The sequence below is a fragment of the Pontibacterium sp. genome (genome assembly GCF_041587635.1).
Taxonomy (GTDB): Bacteria; Pseudomonadota; Gammaproteobacteria; order Pseudomonadales; family Balneatricaceae; genus Pontibacterium.
In genome coordinates this window covers 1-1570 of sequence record NZ_JBFGYC010000714.1, presented here as the reverse complement: position 1 = coordinate 1570, position 1570 = coordinate 1, and the positions used below count along the sequence as shown (strand labels likewise).

Genomic DNA, 1570 nt, shown 5'->3' with positions numbered 1-1570 from the left:
CCGCTGTCGCTAATCGATGCACAAGAACAGCTCGAACATGCTGTTGAGCATGCACTGGAGGACATGGGCATTAAACAGTTCCAACCGGGCGAATTCACCATGACCGTATATCTGGATGAACTGACCTACAACGCCAAGATGAAGAACCTACTTCAGGAAGTCAGCGCCCAAACAACGCTACGGATTAAAGTGGAGAAAAATGGTCAGCATTACACCGGAAAATACAAAACGGATACGACTAAACCGTTTGTAAACACCCCCACTCCGGCCGACAACGAAGAACTGTTCAACACACTGGTGGGCGACACACTGAGCCGCGCCTTTGCTGACAGAAAGCTGATGGACTTCCTGTTATTCAGGTAACGATCACATACCCAAAGGCCGCTGACTATCCAGTGGCCTTCTTATCTCCACTTCACATTCAAGCGTTACCAGCCCACGGTATACGATAATAAGCGGCTGATTTGACACATAGGCCGGCCCGACTCTTGCTGCCACTGATTAAAAGCATCCTGAACGATCAACAAATCACGCTTTGCGGTCGGCTTTTTATCAACAATACCTTGCGCTTTTAATGCGGCCACAACGTCATCGGACAACAAGAACGTATCCTTGCCAACCATCCTTAAGAAAGAGGCCCCTGAGTTCCCTCCGAGCTGAGCGCCCTCTTTTTTCAAAAAAGCCCACAGTGAAATAATATCCTCAGACGGCCAGTTTGCGATGAAGCGAGCAAAACTGCCCTCTTTTTCAGCAATACTGCTCACCATAAAGGCATTTACCCGTGCCGCTTTAATTTTCCCCCAATGACGGATCAACTTGTCATTCTGCATAAGGTTTTCAAGCTGCTCATCACTCATCAAACTAATTTTCACGGGATCAAAGCCAAAAAATGCTTTTTCAAACTCAGGCCATTTACTATCCACCAGCGAATGTTTAAGCCCGGCACGAAATACGCGCCGCGTCATATCAGAAAACAAACGATCGTCTGGTACCTCAGACAATTGAGCTACGGTCAGAGGCTTCGGCAACAAGGCTTCTATATCTTGTCCGGAAAGATGGGTCTGGACATGCTCATAGATCCATTTGAACGACTTCATGAAGACTGATTATCCTTCTGGTTATTCCCTACACGCTCAAAGTCCAGGGAGGATGAATGGACGCGATCGCACCTTTATAACCGCTGATTATGGTTTGTTCGGCAAGCCGCACCAATCCATGAAACTTACTCGACACAACGCGCAACAATCCTTGGCGCAATACCTATCTTGTTTTGCCAAGGGCCGCTGAATCATCATTGCCTCAAGAAATATCAAACGATATGCGACAGTCACGCTGTATATGCAGGCGCTTCAGATTGTTCAGTTTTTTGGGCTATCACTCAAACGTACATCTCAAAGCAAGGCAAAATCGCCGGTTCATGCGCCCTTTGGACTGTTTTTAGCCTGTTAAAGCGCGTATTATTACGCATCTTTTATTTGAGTGATAACAGTAGGTTGCGTTCAGTTATTGCTGCTACGCAAGCTATTCAGGACAACAAGATGCCAGTAATCCGCAAATCCAACAAGCTGAT

2 protein-coding genes are annotated in these 1570 nt (G+C 46.8%); one reads left to right on the top strand and one right to left on the bottom strand.

The genetic code is table 11. The annotated features are described in order from the left end of the window. Positions 1 to 363 (top strand): YajG family lipoprotein (locus tag ABYW01_RS21070; protein ID WP_372836537.1); only part of this gene is annotated, 363 nt, incomplete at its 5' end. A 65-nt stretch (positions 364 to 428) separates the two neighbouring features. On the opposite strand, the gene ABYW01_RS21065 is transcribed toward ABYW01_RS21070, so the two are convergent. Then, positions 429 to 1097 carry a DNA-3-methyladenine glycosylase I gene (locus ABYW01_RS21065; RefSeq protein ID WP_372836535.1) on the bottom strand — a complete coding sequence of 223 codons (669 nt, stop codon included), beginning with the start codon at positions 1095 to 1097 and terminating at the stop codon, positions 429 to 431. Between the last annotated feature and the right edge of the window lie 473 nt (positions 1098 to 1570).